This window comes from Neotamlana nanhaiensis, from assembly GCF_000943555.1.
Classification (GTDB): domain Bacteria; phylum Bacteroidota; class Bacteroidia; order Flavobacteriales; family Flavobacteriaceae; genus Neotamlana; species Neotamlana nanhaiensis.
Map to the genome: position 1 here is coordinate 117082 of NZ_JTDV01000001.1, position 15306 is coordinate 132387.

Sequence of the window (15306 nt, forward strand, 5' to 3'; positions counted from 1 at the left end):
ATAATTTAAATAAGTGCTTCGGCTTCGTTTAATTCTGATAATGCCAATTCGTACTGCTCAGGAGTTGGCACACCATGATGCCATTTTAAGTTACGTTCCATATAACTCACACCTTTTCCTTTTACAGTATGCGCTATAATAAAGTTTGGTTTTCCGGCTTCTAATGGCCCGCTATTTAAAGCGGCTTCTAATTCTTCTAAATTATGTCCATCAACCTCTTTAACAGCCCAACCAAAAGACTGAAGTTTTTCGCTTACCGAATCGGTATTCATAACTTCACTATTGTCGCCTGTTATTTGTTGTTTATTATAATCCAGAATAGCGTAAAGGTTATCTAATTTATAATGAGCAGCTGCCAGAAAAGCTTCCCAATTGGAACCTTCGGGCAATTCGCCATCGCCTAAAAGCGTATACACACGGTGCGTTTTACCATCTAACTTAGCAGAAATAGCTTCACCCACACAAATAGGTAAACCATGACCTAAAGCTCCTGTATTTTGCTCTACGCCGTTTACTTTTTTCGTGGGATGACCAATGTAATGCGATTTATGCTGGCAAAGTGTTTCTAAATCGGACATTGGGAAAAATCCGCGATCTGCTAATGTTACAAATAAAGCCTCAACGCAATGGCCTTTACTTTGTATGTAACGGTCTCGATTAGGATTTTTAAAATCGTTAGGATCTACATTTAAAACACGATTGTAAAGCACATTTAAAGTATCGACACACGATAAACTTCCACCTGTATGACCTGCTTTGGCGTTATAAATGTATTTTAACAGGCTTTTTCTAAGAAAAACAGATTTTAACTTTAATTCTTTATTTGTCATTTTCTAAAATGATTTTATTTAACCTTTATGGTTATAAATTTCCCAGCCCATGTAATTACCAAGAGCTTCTTCTAAAATAGCACCTGTTTTTGAAGCATTCATTACAACATGATGTTCAAAACCATTTCTACAAACATGATTCATTAATCCTTGTAAGTTATTGATTTTAGCAACGGCTCGATTCCCAAAGGTATTTAACGGGTCGTCGGTTAATTCACCTTCACCAAAGTAGGCTTTAATAATGCCTTTTGGATCGTCGGTACTTATTCTTCCGTAGGTTAATGGCATTGCAGGTGTTCTTCCATCAAGAGCACCATAAGTATTTTCAACACCTACTGAAGTTCCCAAAATTGGCGCATTGCTAATTTCAATATCTGGAAGGAACGATTTTGCCCAATTTCCGCAATGAAATAGCACACATTTTTCGGGATCGTTTGCATAATTGTTATTCCAGTCTACCAAGGCACTTGGCGAACCTGATGCTAATTGCATGGCGTACATACTTAATGTACCTGTTACATCTACTTCGCAAGCTGATGGCAACATGTTTTCACTCATAATACTCATACTAGTACATACATTACAACCGTAGTTTTGCTGTAACGACGTCCAACATTGAATGGCCGTAGCGTCAAGCTGATATTCTTCTACATATTCTTTTAAAACGACATCGAGTTTTGCCATTTGAATCATTGCTGCATCTGGCGTTTTACCTTTAGGAGCATAAGCGTTTATAGCCTCGATATGTTGCTTAACCGATGCGTCATCTTTAGTTAATTTTTCTGCTTTACCTAAAATTTCCGATAAATCGGCTGTAACTACTGTAATTCCATTTCTTTGCAATATTTTTTCAGAAAAACGAACTGTATTAAAAGCTCCTGGACGTGCACCAATGGCACCAATACGAATATTTTTTAAGCCTTTTACCACACGACAAACGGCTAAAAAATCTAGTAAATCTTTTTGAAATTCGGCATCTGTTGGAAAAGAAACATGATTACTTGTTAATGAATATTTTATACCGTATTGATATAAGTTATTACAAACCGAAATTTTACCGCACCAAGAATCACGACGATTAACCACATTCATTTTTGATAATTCGTCTGGGTATGCCTGTATTAAAACAGGAACATTTAAATTGGCTAACTTTAAAGTATCAGCAACACCTCGTTCGTCTCCAAAATTTGGAAGCAAAACGAGAATACCCGACAATTCTTCGCTATGCTTTTTAAACAATTCGGCACATTTTTGCGAATCTTTATACGTTTCGACACCACCTAATTTGGTATCAGAAGTTTCCAAAAGAATGGGTTTTATGTTCATTTTTGCAAAAACATCAATAATCTCCGTTCTTGCCTTTTCTACTAAACTATCAGGGAAAAAATCTCGATTTCCAATAATAATTCCAATGCTTAATGCTTGTTTCGACATGTTATATATTTTCGTTTATTTAGTTTTTTTAATTGGTCGTTAAAATTAATGAATACGATAAAAGTCATTATTACTTTTTAAACGGCGGTCAATTTCATAAAAATGATTCGTTATGTTATGATAACTTCTATTTCATGTCTTTTAAACACTTTTTTATCGTCTTCTTTTATTGCTGAATCTGTTATTAAGAAATCTATTAAGGATAACGCGCCCAAACTTGCCAATGCTGTTTTTCCTATTTTGGTACTATCGGCCACTAAATAAGTAATATCAGCAGCGTCTATCATTGCTTTTTTAACCACTAAATCACTGATACTAGGATAAGTCAAACCTGACTTAAGGGATATTCCTGCGGTCGCCAAAAACAATTTTTGAACGTTTAATCCATTAAAAAAATCAGCTGCCTTTTGCCCAGTTAATGATAAAGTAGGCGGTTTAAATTCACCTCCGGTCATAATCACTTCAATTCCTGGTTCGGTACCTAGCATTAGTGCAATATTTAATGCATTTGTTATCACGGTTAAGTTATTATAACCTTTAAGTTTTTTGGCAATTTCTGTAGTTGTACTTCCCGAATCTAAAATAATGGTATCGCCACTTTCAATAAAATCCAAACACTTAAAAGCTATTGTTTCTTTTAGCGCAAGGTTTTCCTGATTGACAAGTGCAAAATTCCTTACGTTGTCTTGCATATCTTTTAGAAATGCTCCACCATGTTCACGAACAATCAAATCTTTAGACTCTAGCTTTTCTAAATCCTGCCTGATAGTAACCTCTGTAACCTTAAATAATTTGGCTAAATCAGCCACTTTTGCAGAACCGTCCTCTTTTAACAGTTCAATTATTTTTTCTCTTCTTTGGTTGGGTAATAATGCCATAATGCAAATAAACGAAAACAATCGTAAATTAACGAAGAACAGACAGTAAAATATAACTTAAAGACAGTTTTTCTCATTAACCGATTTTTTAAAACCATTCTTCCTTTGCACAGAGCCCCCTGTTTTCTAAATTTTATATTTGGAATTTAATTATGGTGCTGGTAAAAGTTATAATTAAATCCTAATAAGAAGGTCGACCAAGCAATTAAAACCATTAAGTTTTTAGTTTTAAATATTGAGCCAGTAGGTCAACTTTGCCACTAAAGCTCTATTTCTTTTTTGAAAATTACTAAAAACCTCTGTATTGTAATTATCTGTCCACACCAAAAAGAAATCTGAAGCTGGAGCGAAACGCCATTGCAACCTAGTGTTGATATTTAGATTGTTTAACCTGCTATTGTACTGTAAAAAAGTAGTCCAAAATAGTTTTTTGGAAAAAGTGAATTCTGTTCGTGGACCAACAAGCCAAAAATTTGCCTTTTTAAAATTTCCTCCAATATCAATTTTAGTATATTCACAATCCATTGCAATAGAACCAAACGGCTGAAATCTATACTTAATACCTCCTTCAATGCCAACTTTTGTCCCTCCATAAAAACGTCCGGCATTTGGACTTATTTGATAAGAGAATGCCTTTCTTACATCAGATTCATAGGAAGCAGTAAAGACTGTATTTTTATGTTTTGTACCGGACTGAAAGAACAAATCGGTTGCTTGTATTCGTGTTGGATCAAAATTTCTCAACAAAGTAAAGTCCTTAAATTCGAAACTCACATCAAAATTATGATTATTTGAAAAACTCGTTTTTAAATCAAATTTCAGTTGCCATTCTTCCAAACCAAAATCTTCAATTATCGGGTTGTCATCTTTTCCTAATTTGTAAAAAACCCGACTATCTGCCTGAAAAGTTATTTGAGCTATTTTTTTTGTCTTTGGGAAAAATCTAATATCAAACTCTGGACTAAACATAAGTATATCTCTCCTAGGAACAAAACCCACTTCGGCATCAAATCCATCACCCACCAACAATGATACGATTTCAGCCCTAAATCGTCTACGGTTATATTCCAATTGAAAAAACGAATTATACTTCATTTGCTTGTCATCTGGTGTCATGGCTTTCATCACGCTTGCTTTTCCTAGCCAATAATTGTTTTTTGTGTTCAATGTATACTCAATACCCGCAACACGGTCAAATGCATCCACGCTGTCACCAAATCTATTTGAATTAAAAGCTTGCTTGTTTACCAATATGAAAGCAATATTCGACCTATCAAACACCTGTTGTTGGGCAGCTAAAACAGTATAATTAAAACTGGGCAAATCATTCTCTCTTTGAGATGCAGCCTGCAAAGACAACAAACCAATTCGCAATCTTTTATTGAGCTTACCACTTAATCTAAGTCCACCATAAATAGTGTTTTGAATATTGTTTTCGGTTAATGTATCAATTGACACACCTATTCTTCTGGAGAAAAACGGTCTGGCAGAATTGGTACCAAAACTTCCAAAAAGATCTGCATTTTCAAGAAAAAATTGCCGTTTCTCTGGAAGTGATATCTCAAACCTATCAAGATTATTTACCTGCCCATCAACTTCTACTTGAGAAAAGTCGGGATTAATAGTCAAATCTAAGTTAAGACTCGACGTAATGCCTAGCTTTACATCGCCACCTACATCAAAGCTTGGTTGGAATTTTGTTTCTGACGGAATTTCATAATCTCTGGAAGCACCAATTAAGGTATAAGGAATCAAGGACACTCTTTGACTCGGTCTTTTAAGAGGTTGCTCCCATACGATATCAGCCGTAAAGTTTAAATTCATTAAATTGTTCTCCCGTGAAGTACCTGTCAAATTGGAAATCTCGTTGTTTTGCACATCATTTCTGTAACAATTAAACCCCCATTTGGACGCTCCCTCCTTATACCTTATGGAACTAAAAGGAATTGCTAATTCGCAAACCCAATATCCATCATAGATTTTTGAATCACCATACCATTTGTTATCCCAAGAAATATCAATAGCATTACTATTCTTTCCCCCATTGGAAATAAGCGCTTCTTTTTGTGCTCCCATAGCATTTAGGCTAAACTGAAAAGCATTGGTTCTATCTAAGTAGGTATCGAAAATAAAATTTACATTGTCGTTTGTTGAAAAGCTAAAGTCTCTCTTTAAAGACTCTACTCTAAAATTTTTACCAGATGAATAGCATTTTGCAGCGACATACAGAAAATTATCATCATAGCACATCATAATTTCCGTGTCGCCTATTGCATCAATATTATCCTTTGGAAAATATTGATTAAAACCTGAAACCAACTGAGATTGTCGCCAGGATAATTCATCCAAACTTCCATTAATCACAATTTTATCGGTAGTTTTTCTTATGTGAATTTGACTTATTTCCTCATTTTTTTTAGCACTCGCTGTGTGTTGGGAAAATAATAAAAACGGCATTATTAAAGCTAGGTTTACACAAACAAACTTTACATAAAAAGCAAAACATGCTAACTCTATTTTTCGCGATAAAACACCATTAAACTGAGCACTCAACATTGCGAAAATCACAAATGCCTTTTTTAACACCTTCATATACGCTCTTTTATATTTATTCTTTAATTAATACTGTTTAAATAATTTTCTAGCATAGTATAACCATATTCTGATACAATATTTCTATCTTCATCATCATCGGGGTTGAGTCCATTCTTTATTTCCCAATCATCAGGCATTCCATCCAAATCGGTATCTTTTGGTGATTTTTTGTTTTTTAACTCTGGCCAACCTCCTAAGTCTTCTTGACTTTTTATTATTTTACCCGATCGGTTTTTAATGCCTGCTACAATGCGCTCATCTACTGCGTCACGTTTTGGCAAAACAGCTCCACCAAACTTCAAAACTTTATCATAGGCTTCAACAGCATCTTTAGTATTAATCAATCCTGTTTCAAAAGGTTTTGTTTGTTTGAAAGCTTCAATCTGCTCTTCTTTCCATTCTTTATTAAATTTCACTAACCGCCATTGGTTTTTCGGACTGATTCCATCGTAATAATTCCCATGGAAATACCCTTGATTATATGGAGATCCTGTTGAATACGCTATTCCGTTAGCCTTTGAATCTGCGCCAGGAATAAGATAATTGCCCACATAATTAATCTTAGCTACACTTACTTTATCTGCGTTATAACCGGCATGCCCTCCTCCCCAATTATAAATAACATTATTCCTGAAATCCAACAAAAGGCCTTCCGGATCTTCAGTATGTGGGTTTGAATCGTAGTTTCCAGGGCGTGGATTGCGTCCATAATTATGGGCATAAAGGTTGTACAAATAGCTGTATCGCGCACCACCCGTTCCTCTAATTAGAGAACCAAAACCATGTCCATCAACATTTAAGCCTTCTGTAATATAGCACCATTGCACAGTAACATTAGTTAGGGTTGGCCTGTAGCTAGAAGTTGATAATACTTCATCCAAACTCCAACTTGCTGAGCAGTGGTCTACAATAATGTTTTTTCCAAAGGATATATCAATGGCGTCTTTACCTTGATTAGTGCCACCTTCACCAAACTTTCCATCACCCAAACGAACTCGAATATAACGGACGATAACATCATGTGTTAGTATTTTTAGAGTTTCACCCTTTAAACAAATGCCATCTCCAGGAGCTGTTTGTCCTGCAATGGTTATATAAGGGTTTTCTATATCCAATCTGCTTTTCAAATCAATGGTTCCCGAAACGGCAAAAACCACCGTACGCGCTCCTTCTTGCTCAACCGCCCAACGCAAACTGCCTTCTCCGTCATCATTTAAATTGGTGACATACAACACTTTTCCGCCCCGACCGCCTTTAGCATAAGCACCAAAGCCCTCTGCCGTCGGAAAAGCCAATTGCTGTGCCATTACTGCATTTAAGCTGAAAAACAAAACAAGCACTGTCAATTTTAATTTTTTCATTTTGAACTGATTTAATTTCTAATCTAAAACCTCCGATTGTACATTGGCATTTTCACTTTCCTGACTCATAATCCAAGGCATTTTATCTTTTGGCCATTCGCCATTTACAATAGGGAAAGTTTCTAATTTATCAGGATCTAAAACCACGTGCTTTATACGCTTACGATGCCACGAATAGGTAATGTGCACCAAACCGTCTTTTGTTTGAATCACGGCAGGATATGAATACTGCACTGCTCCTGTTCTGTATTCTAAAACCGCGGCAGCTTCCCAGTTAATTCCATCTTTAGAAATAGCCACAGCAAGGATGCCACGGCCTTTTCTACCTCCAATAGGGTCTTCGCGAGTAGAGTGATTGTACACCAATAAGTGCCTGCCATCTTTTAAAGTTACGGCATCAATGGCCGAATTATTATTAGGCAAATTGGTATCGGTAACGGGCGACCAAGTCAACCCACCATCATCTGACCACGACTGTGCTATTCTGGTATCCTCACCTTTTCCATTAGGCCGTGCCAACAATTGTAATTTTTTCTGTGAATGCACTAAAAAAGTAGGCTGTATAATTTGATATTTGGTATTCACGGGGTCGCTTATGGATTCTGTTCGTGTCCACGTTTTGCCATTATCGGTACTGCGCTCCACATGAACGCGCTTTCCGGGGTCTCCCTGCAAACTGGCCCCAGCAATAATGGTTCCATCATCCATATATATAGGTTTGTTTACAAGAGGCCCCGTAAATCCTTTCGGTAATTTTTGAGGCTTGCTCCAAGTGTGCCCATTATCTGTTGAAGTGGTAACTTGTCCGTCGTCAATTTCAGGGCTCAAGAAATAAATTTGAATATCGCCACCTTTTAATTGAACCAACACAGGGTTAAACAATGTTTTTCCGTCCCCATCATAAACCACCACGGGTGTTTTCCATTTTCCTCCTTTAGGCTTTCTGGAAATCCAAAGATTTACATCGGGGTGTCTTTCTCGTGTTCCACCGAACCACACACAAAGCAAATCACCATTTTCCAATTCTAATATAGAAGAAGCATGACAATCACGAGTCGGCTGTTTGGTAAAGACAAATTCTTCTGACACAATTGCCTTCTTTGACGGTGATTGCGCCACAATTTTCGCATTACCTTCAGCAACCAATTCATTTAAATAGTCTTCTAAATTGGTATACCCATCATTATTCCTATCTGAATTGCAGTCTGAAGTATCATTTGGGTTCAGGCCATTTTTTATTTCCCAATCATCGGGCATACCATCGTGGTCTGAATCTTTTGGGGCTGGAAGCGATTTTAATTCTGGCCAGCCACCAACATCATTTTGCGAATCAATAATTCCGCATATTTTAGATTTATCAGCAACTTTTTTTAGCTTTTTATAAGCTTCTCCCTCATGTGTAGCATATCCGCCAAGCGTTTCCTTAACTATTCTGGTATCTATTTCATCTCTTTTAGGCAAATTTGCCCCTGCCTGATTTAGAACCAGCTGAAAAGCCACTTCGGCGGGCTGCTCATTTATGGGCATTGACGGCCAAGGTTCATCCATCTTTAACTTTTCCAAAGCCATTTTTGTTTGTACACCACCGTTCCAATTATTTTCGGAAACCTTCTCGTTACCTTCAATAACATTATCGGCGACATACCACTTACCGTGGTCTTCTTCACTTCTAAAAGATGGATTAGCAATTCGATAAGACACCTCTCCCGGTTGGGTTGCAGGCCCAGGTTTATAATAATTGCCAACCATATTTACTTCGAAAAAATTGTACTTCTGCGGATTGCTATTTTCTATTTTTTCTCCTCCATAGCATGAATTATAACCCCAATTATAAATCACATTATTGCGATAATCCGTATAACCTACACCTGAGGCCCAACGCGGATTTCGACTGCTGTGGTGCGCCAATAAATTATGATGATAAGAGGTATAATTCCCTCCCCAAATGCCTCCAAAACCATGATTTCCTTTTTCATGCTTTGAGAGAAACATACTTTCTGAAACGATGCTCCATTGTACGGTTAGGCTATCACATCTATAAATCGACATGGCCTCATCTACACTCCAACTGGCTGAAACATGGTCTAAGATTACATTTTTTATGTATCGCCCACTTACGGCATCATAACCTTTGCCTGACACATCACCCGGTCTTACCCTTATGTAACGGATAATCACTTCATCGGCATCTATGCTCAATTGGTGGTTTTTAAGACAAATTCCATCGCCGGGTGCAGTTTGTCCTGCAATGGTGATATAAGGGTTTTTAATGCGGATTGGACTTTCCAACTCAATATTTCCAGACACCCTAAAAACTACGGATCTTGGTCCATTCGCCTCAACAGCTGCTCGCAAACTTCCCGCGCCGTTGTCATTTAGATTGGTGACTTCGAAAACTTGACCACCACGGCCACCTTTGGTGTATTTTCCATATCCTTCTGCGGTTGGAAAAGCTAACCGGGAATCTTTACTCTCAACAGCCATGGCTAAATCTACAGTTCCAATGTTATCGTTTTTCTTATTTGAATGACATGACAGTATTATCAAACAAAGTATCATGCAAAAAAAAGATAGTTTCATTCTTTATGATTTAAGTTATACTAATTTTTAGGCCATTCACTTTTTAAAAGGAAATGGAACGTGCTATTACGTGCGTTTCTTTTAGTAGGCTTGATTTCTATTTTGTCGTTCTGAAGTAATCGGATGATTTCGGCACCGGCATACAGCACCGGTCCGTAACCATGGGTTGCGTAAATACTTTTTCCACGGTGATAATAATAAGTGTTATCATGTGCAAAGGTGGTACCTTCGCAAGTACCATCAACAGCTCCGTTTTCCTGCACTCTAGTTTGGGTAGCATTCCATCCAGTAAGTGCCACAGGCCCGTAAACATGGCTTATCCAACCTTCGTTGATGCCCTTCGCAATGGCAAAAGTGAACATGGCGGTACAAGACGTTTCGGTATAACTATTGTTCTTATCCAACAAATTATACCAAAATCCAGAACCATCCTGAAGGTTTGCCAAACTTCGTACCATGGATCGGTATAAATGTAAAATTTCTGCTCTTCCTTTATAATTCTCGGGCAAAATACTGAGCACCTCAGCCATCGACATCAACACCCATCCATTGGCTCGCCCCCAGAAAAAACGAGGGTCGTAATCGCCTGAAGTCACATTCCAACCATGGTCGAACAGTTCTTCTTTTTCAACATATAAATAACTTGCCATTTGCAGCACTTGTTTTACGGCATCATCAAAATATTTATGGTCTTGTGTAAGCACGCCCATGTTTATTAAAAACGGAACGCTCATATACATATCATCTGCCCAAACCGATTGATACTGCGGCCTATTTCTGGCCAATGTGCCATCATTTAAACGGTATTGATTTTTGGAAATATGCGCATCTGTTTGATTAATTAGAAGTAAATAGTCACTGTTTTTATTTTTTAAATAGGTTTTTATCATGGCTGCTGAAATGGAGCCACAATCGTCCAAAGCATGGAAATTCAAAATACGACCCCAGCCCCCTATTTTTTCTTTATGAATCTTAGCTTTATTCTTTTGAAAGTAGGGCAAGCTCTCCACCACATAATCATAAAATTTGACATTGTTGCTGAAGAACGCATCGTCACCAAGTACATCATCAATATATTCAAAAGCCGAAAGCACTACGCCATGCGTATAAGACCACTCACTTGAAAAACCTTTAGAGGGTACAGCGTTTATATTGAACGATTTAAAATCGGTTATTGGCTCTCCCGTTTTGGAGTCAACAATACTTTGATTGCTCGACTCTTCATAATACACCCTAATCCGGTTCAAAATGTCCTTTATGTTTTCTACGGAAGGCAGTTCGTATGGGATATTATATTCGGGTATTCTACTATTAATGTTTTGCTGGGCAATAATTCTAGCATTACACAATACAAGTAAAGCTATTAATAGAACACTATTCTTCATATTCAACTTATTTAATTTTTATAATTATCCTTCTGTATCGGGTTAATGCTGGTTTTCCTGTATCCGTTACCTCGCAAACAAGATGTATAGTATCTCCCTCTTTGACATCTTTTGGCACCATAAACCCAACACTGATTTTATTAGGTTTTAGAATTTCTATTTTTCCATTGTAGCTATCAACCTCATCATATTGCCACCACTTGTAAATTAATTTATCACCATCGGGATCAAATGTCCCCTTGGCCGACAACTTTATTTTATCACCAGCTTTGGCTTCAATATCCAAAGCATTGACAAGTACCACAGGTGCATGATTAGCTTCTTCAAAAGACTTTACACACCAATCGGCTCGTGCTGCAAAATCGTTTTGAAGCGCGTCAGCCCAACGTGTTAGGGGATTAAAATAGGCATTCATTAAATCTTGATTTTCAGGGTAGATATTCCGCATATAATTTCTACCCCAAGCCGATTGTGTATACCATCGGCCCTCTGGATAAGTATAATTTGCCTCAGGCACCGGATCCAACCAAGTATTTTCCCTAACTTTTATATAACGACCGCCCCAACCACCAAAATCTGGTGATTCTAAAGAGCGCAACCCCGTGGGAATGGTATAAATAAAAGCTGGCGAATCGCCCTCTGAACGAAAAGCTCCTTTTTGCTTAGGACTTCCGGCTCTCCAGCCTTCATTATCACTCCCGCCCTTGTAAGCTTCATATAGCGAACATAATGCTCCATGACCTTCCAATATATTAGATTTCATCCAGCCATTGCTGAAATAACCTAATTTATCTTCAGGCATAACTTTATCCCATTGGTAGGCTATAGCCCAAAATTGATCACAAATTATGGTTTGAATATTGAATTTCCCCCAAACACGACGGATATAGGTTTGATAAGTATTATCCTGTTCCCAGATAAAGAAAAAACGAAGTTTACTGGCTACATATTCCATTTTTTCAGGATGATTTTCTTCAATAGTTTTAAGCGCCCTTGCAATAGTGTTAGTGCCTCCCCATGCCTGAATCCAAACAGGACGATTATCGGATTCGTCCAAAAGCACCTTAACTATATGCTCTGAACCCGGAGTGACAATTTCCATTTCCCCCTCTGCATCTACATTACCCAAGAAAGCAATCGATTTTAAATATTCTGGTGACGGATAAGCTTTATCGTGCTTAACCAAATTGGAATAAACTTGGCCGTAGGTATCTAAATATTGTTCTACCCAATCATCACCAGCCCACTTATGGCCCCGCCAATGGTATTGAGAACTCGAAGTAATGATACCCTCAACATCCCATTCGTTAGTGTACAATAAAAATCGCACCATGGAACACTCGTCATCAATCTCACCGTCGGAAGTTACAATTACTCTCGGTTTTAAGTTTTGTTCATAAAAAATTGTTTGAGACAGACAAAAAAGCACAAACATAATTATGGATAACTTCTTTTTTATTATCATCGTTTTACTATTCAATCACATCAATAATAACACGTTCGTAACGCGTTAAACGCGGTGAACCGTGGTCGGTTACAGCTAAAATAACATGCAAAGTTCCGGTAGAACCTAAAGCTCCTATACGTTTATTCGGCACTGTAAACCATGCCTCGGGTTGGTCGAAATTTTGAATATGTAACGGTTGACCGCTACGGGAATCGGAAACCGAAAACGTTCCGGCTTCTTCATAACAAAACCAATGGTAAGATAAGGCATCGCCATCTGGATCGGAAGATGCTTTGGCATTCAACAGGATTTTATCTCCTTTTTTTGCTCTTATCCTTTTTTCGTTGGCCAACTTAGGAATTGGTGGATGATTAACTTTTTCATAATCTTTTATGGTCCAATCCATTCGGGCTGCAAAATCGTTTTGATACGCTTCGCGCCAGCGCCAAATGGTTTCATGGTTGCCCGAATGCCAACGCCCATCCACGCCCATAACTTCATCTTTAGCATCAGAATAAAATGGTCTGCTCTCAGGGTACAAAAACCATTTTTGCGTTCGTGGCGTATAAAACTCGTATCGACCACCCCAGCCGCCCCATTCCGGATGTTCAGGATTACTCAATCCATTATTGATTAACGATAAAAACGAAGGCGTATCACCTTCCATTAAAAAATCCCAATGTGGATATTCCTCTCCCAAAGGCCCTTTTTTTCTAATATTTCTTTCCAACCATTCGTTTGAAACTAGAGTAAAATCGGCACCATCGCAGCGTGCATGAAAATAATCGCCACTAATACCGCTCCAAGTAGCATGATGATACCCACCTCCTGCATTAAAACCGGGGCTTGCGATATAAAATAAATTAGGGAATTCCTTTCTTATCCAAGGGCCACTATCATCTTGGTCTGAAATAGTGTAAACTCTCAGTTTACTAACGAATTTTTCCAAGTCTTTTGTAGAACGTGTTTCGCGCACTTCCCACAACGCTTGTGCCAATACATTAGGGCCACCCCACACGGTTACCCATAATGGGCGCTCATCATTTTTATCAACAGCTTGAATAAGTTGCTCGGAAGCTTGCGAATTTTTCCCCTTGCCAACAGCTTTCATCCCGTATTCGGGAAGGCCTTCACAAATAACAGACTCTACAAATTGGCCCGTTGGAAATCCAGATTCATGTTTTTCAAGATTGTTTCTCACTTTTCCGTAAGCCTCTACAATCTCTTTTACTCGCCATGTGGCCACTTTATTTTTTTGGTGAATAGAAGTTGTTGCCGCTAAACCTTCAATATCGAACTGATTGGCATACACTAAAAATCTTACCAAAGACATGGCATCATCCGGTTCATTTTCAATATCGGTAAGTACAAAAACCCTGCTTTTTTCCTGTGCATAGGAAAAATTAATTATTACTGTAAATACCAGTAACAATGTTAGTTTAAATAGTCTCATTTAATTGTTGTTTAGTTGTTGAGCCACGCCCATCTTTTGGCCCAATCCATTAAAAAGGCTTCGCGGTGTCTTGAAATAGTTTTTGCTCCTTGTTGGTCTTTTAAGAATAAAGCTTCATCGGGTAAGTCGCCGTACCAATTTTCTCCCAAAACATAGTCATCTTTGTCTTTTTTACCTGGCCAAGGTTTGATGCTGACATACTGCCCAGTATGACCATCCAATTCAGGAATAGCACTTGACGTTTTGTAACTGGCCGCTTCTGGTTTTTTAGAAGAATATCTAGTAGCGTAAACACCTTTACCCAAATAATAACCTGGCCAAACTTGCTTGGAAATTTCCATGGTGAAACACACCGAATCTTGCGGAATATCCAATTCCGGCCCTTTAAAATGCCATTCTTGAATGCCATAGGCCACTACTGTATCGGCTATTGAACTATTGCCCTGAAATATGGTACGCGAACTGTGGTTGATTTTTACAAATTCACCACCCCAACTTTCGGTGGTAGGGTCATCAGGGTTTCCATTCATAACATAGGCCAATGATGGGGTATCACCCATTTTAATTCGCCCTTCGTAGTAGTTTATAAAATCGGTGCCCATGTGCCCCACATTTTTAATATAGTTTTCAAAAAAGACCTTGGCTTTTAAATCTTTTGGTGATTCCGAATCCATAAACCAGCCCCGATAAGTCGCATTGTTTTCAATCATCCAAAGGTTAGGATGTTTTTCGGCGATATACGCATAAGCATTGGCACCCCATTTTTTATTGGGACCGCCAATCCAATACACCCTTATTTTATCTTCAATTTCTGGAGCGTCATGCAGCGCTTGGGCCACATCTTCAATACCGCCCCAAACCAGCACCCACAGTGGTTGGTCGCTTTGCTTTTTCGCGCATTTAATGATCCAATCCGATCCTTCGGAAGATTCACGATATCCTTTATACGGTGCTTCTTTGGTAGTGCCCTGCTTGGTTAAAGCCCTTAAAGCATCTGGATTGGGCAAATCTGGAGCATGAGCTCTTAACTTCGGAAGATCTTTTTCATAAAGATCAATCATTTCAAAAATATTATCAGTAGTGCCCGTTTGGAAAGAAGTGGACACCAATCCCTCAATTTGAAATTCATTGGCGTACATCAATAGATGAATCATTGACTGATTGTCGTCAGGGTCAGTACCCCCAATATCGGTACTGATTAAGATTCTTGGTTTAGTTATCTCTGAACTGCTTTGAGCACACCCCAAAAAACAAAAAACAGAATACAAAGCACAAATAAATGTGGTGATTTTAGTTGGCGAAAGAAACATTTATTCAATTGATTTAAAACAAATTAGTATGCC

At 38.1% G+C, this 15306-nt stretch carries 10 protein-coding genes; all 10 read right to left on the minus strand.

The window, feature by feature from the left end; all coding sequences use genetic code 11:
- Nucleotides 1–5: 5 nt before the first annotated feature.
- Complete coding sequence (locus tag PK35_RS00505) at nucleotides 6–830, minus strand: transketolase (RefSeq protein WP_044624720.1); 825 nt, start codon at nucleotides 828–830, stop codon at nucleotides 6–8.
- Between the two features lie 18 nt (nucleotides 831–848).
- Nucleotides 849–2264: an L-fucose/L-arabinose isomerase family protein gene (locus PK35_RS00510; protein ID WP_044624721.1), complete on the minus strand. Its 1416-nt coding sequence runs from the start codon at nucleotides 2262–2264 to the stop codon at nucleotides 849–851.
- A gap of 110 nt (nucleotides 2265–2374) precedes the next feature.
- Nucleotides 2375–3142: a DeoR/GlpR family DNA-binding transcription regulator gene (locus tag PK35_RS00515; protein ID WP_044624722.1), complete on the minus strand. Its 768-nt coding sequence runs from the start codon at nucleotides 3140–3142 to the stop codon at nucleotides 2375–2377.
- Nucleotides 3143–3370: 228 nt separating this feature from the next.
- On the minus strand, nucleotides 3371–5734 hold the full coding sequence (locus PK35_RS00520) for a DUF5916 domain-containing protein (RefSeq protein ID WP_052825721.1): 2364 nt from the start codon (nucleotides 5732–5734) through the stop codon (nucleotides 3371–3373).
- A 23-nt stretch (nucleotides 5735–5757) separates the two neighbouring features.
- Complete coding sequence (locus PK35_RS00525) at nucleotides 5758–7098, minus strand: pectate lyase family protein (protein WP_044624723.1); 1341 nt, start codon at nucleotides 7096–7098, stop codon at nucleotides 5758–5760.
- An 18-nt stretch (nucleotides 7099–7116) separates the two neighbouring features.
- Nucleotides 7117–9678, minus strand: a complete 2562-nt coding sequence (locus PK35_RS17270) for an exo-alpha-sialidase (RefSeq protein ID WP_131474382.1) — start codon at nucleotides 9676–9678, stop codon at nucleotides 7117–7119.
- A gap of 20 nt (nucleotides 9679–9698) precedes the next feature.
- Nucleotides 9699–11063 carry a glycoside hydrolase family 88/105 protein gene (locus PK35_RS00535; RefSeq protein ID WP_044624724.1) on the minus strand — a complete coding sequence of 455 codons (1365 nt, stop codon included), beginning with the start codon at nucleotides 11061–11063 and terminating at the stop codon, nucleotides 9699–9701.
- A gap of 7 nt (nucleotides 11064–11070) precedes the next feature.
- Complete coding sequence (locus PK35_RS00540; protein WP_082048508.1) at nucleotides 11071–12528, minus strand: DUF1593 domain-containing protein; 1458 nt, start codon at nucleotides 12526–12528, stop codon at nucleotides 11071–11073.
- 7 nt (nucleotides 12529–12535) lie between these two features.
- Nucleotides 12536–13963: a DUF1593 domain-containing protein gene (locus PK35_RS00545; protein ID WP_082048479.1), complete on the minus strand. Its 1428-nt coding sequence runs from the start codon at nucleotides 13961–13963 to the stop codon at nucleotides 12536–12538.
- Nucleotides 13964–13974: 11 nt separating this feature from the next.
- Entirely contained in the window at nucleotides 13975–15273 is a 1299-nt protein-coding gene (locus PK35_RS00550; protein WP_082048480.1) for a nucleoside hydrolase-like domain-containing protein, read from the minus strand.
- Between the last annotated feature and the right edge of the window lie 33 nt (nucleotides 15274–15306).